General features: G+C 43.6%; 2 protein-coding genes. Both read left to right on the forward strand.

Annotated features, from left to right (window positions below; translation table 11 throughout):
• The first annotated feature begins 68 nt into the window (after positions 1-68).
• Positions 69-1,088 (forward strand): bifunctional 2-polyprenyl-6-hydroxyphenol methylase/3-demethylubiquinol 3-O-methyltransferase UbiG, encoded by a 1,020-nt coding sequence (locus NWQ57_RS21315; RefSeq protein ID WP_306024206.1) that lies wholly within the window; start codon positions 69-71, stop codon positions 1,086-1,088.
• A 246-nt stretch (positions 1,089-1,334) separates the two neighbouring features.
• Complete coding sequence (locus tag NWQ57_RS21320) at positions 1,335-1,559, forward strand: hypothetical protein (RefSeq protein WP_306024208.1); 225 nt, start codon at positions 1,335-1,337, stop codon at positions 1,557-1,559.
• The last annotated feature ends 61 nt before the right edge of the window (positions 1,560-1,620 follow it).

The following is a 1,620-nucleotide window of genomic DNA, read 5'->3' on the forward strand; positions in this document are numbered from 1 at the left end:
ATTCACTAGCCCAAGCGCACAAAGTCATGTAGTTTGGTTTTTTACCGTTCAAAAAGTCAGGAAGCCGTTTGAGCGACAGCAATATTACATATTATTCGAAGCAGGCTGAGAGTTTAAGTGCGCAATATGACAATGTCAGTTTTACTGATGTGCACAGCGATTGGCTAAGCCATTTGCCCAACAAAGGTCGGGTGCTTGATGTTGGCGCTGGCTCTGGTCGTGATGCGGCTTACCTAGCCAATAAAGGTTTGAGTGTTGTTGCGGTTGAACCCGCCGAGGGTATGCGTTCGTTGGCACGTATTACTAAACCCCACCCTAATATCCATTGGCTTGACGATACTCTGCCTGAACTAAAGAAAGTTTTTGCCCTGCAAATTAAATTCGATTTAATTTTGCTTAGTGCGGTGTGGATGCACATTGCGCCATCTAGCCGCGAAAAAACCTTCAGAAACCTCAGTGCTCTATTAAAACCTAACGGAAAATTAGTCATTTCGTTGCGCCATGGCGAGTGTCACGACGAGCGGGTGATGTATGACGTTTCAGTTTCAGAGCACGCGCAATTAGCCAGTAAGTTTGGTTTGTCTTATGAGTTAGCTACCGCGAAGGCTGAAACAGACAAACTCGGGCGTAAGGAAGTGAGTTGGCAAACTGTAGTGCTCACTTTACCCGATGATGGTACAGGGGCTTTCCCCTTAATTCGCAATATAGTGGTGAATGATAATAAATCTTCTACCTATAAATTAGCCTTGTTACGTTCATTATTGCGCATTGCTGAGGGCCATCCTGGGGCGGTAATGAGTCAAAGCGATGACTGTGTTGAGTTACCGTTGGGCTTTATAAAAGAAACAGGCTGGCAACAACACAGTCAAACCGTATTAAGTGAGCGGCAAGTAAAAGTATTAAACCGCTTACTTGATTCATTTGGCGAAGAATTTGAGTTAGGTATCAACGCTCGCAAATATCAAGGCATAGCTGATGTGAGTAAAGCCACCGCGACTCGTGATCTTGCTGATTTAGTGGCTAAGCAGTGTTTGGTTCAGCTAGCTGGTGGTGGGCGATCAACTCGGTATGTTATCAATATCGTTTAAATAGGTGGTAACTTAGTAACTTATTGAAAAAACAGAAGGTGGCTTATCGACAATAGAAGATCGTGTATTACGAGAACTCGCTATTGGTGCTGGAGCAAGAGAAGTCATTATTGGGGTGGGAAATAAAATCACCACAGAAGCTGATACTTTTGAGTTGATAAGGTTTAAGATATCATCCAATTGAAAATGAGTTGGTTAGAAAGTGACTCAATGTCAGTTCACGTTTACATAACATAGAGAGTTACAATGAATATTAGTGCCACACTGCTTGGCGAAATTATGGTTGTTTTTGTGCTACTCATTGGTGCATTGAGTTACTACCTTGGCCGTCGTAAAACTCAGACCCCTATCGCCGCGACCGTAATTGGGGTACTCCTCGCGTTGTTTCCGCCCTTCGCCATGGTTTATTTGATTGTACTGGTGTGCAAAAAAGACCTTGCTACGCAGTCAGTATCACAAAAAGCTAATTGAGCGAGCAACGCTAGGGTTGTATTGTCCCAAAGCTTTGTCATGTACCTGCGTTACTAATCTT

The sequence above is a fragment of the Paraglaciecola sp. genome, assembly GCF_030730205.1.
GTDB lineage: Bacteria > Pseudomonadota > Gammaproteobacteria > Enterobacterales > Alteromonadaceae > Paraglaciecola.

Coding starts and splice junctions, on each gene's coding strand:
- NWQ57_RS21320 (WP_306024208.1), top strand. CDS start 1,335: ATGAATATTAGTGCCACACTGCTTGGCGAAATTATGGTTGTTTTTGTG.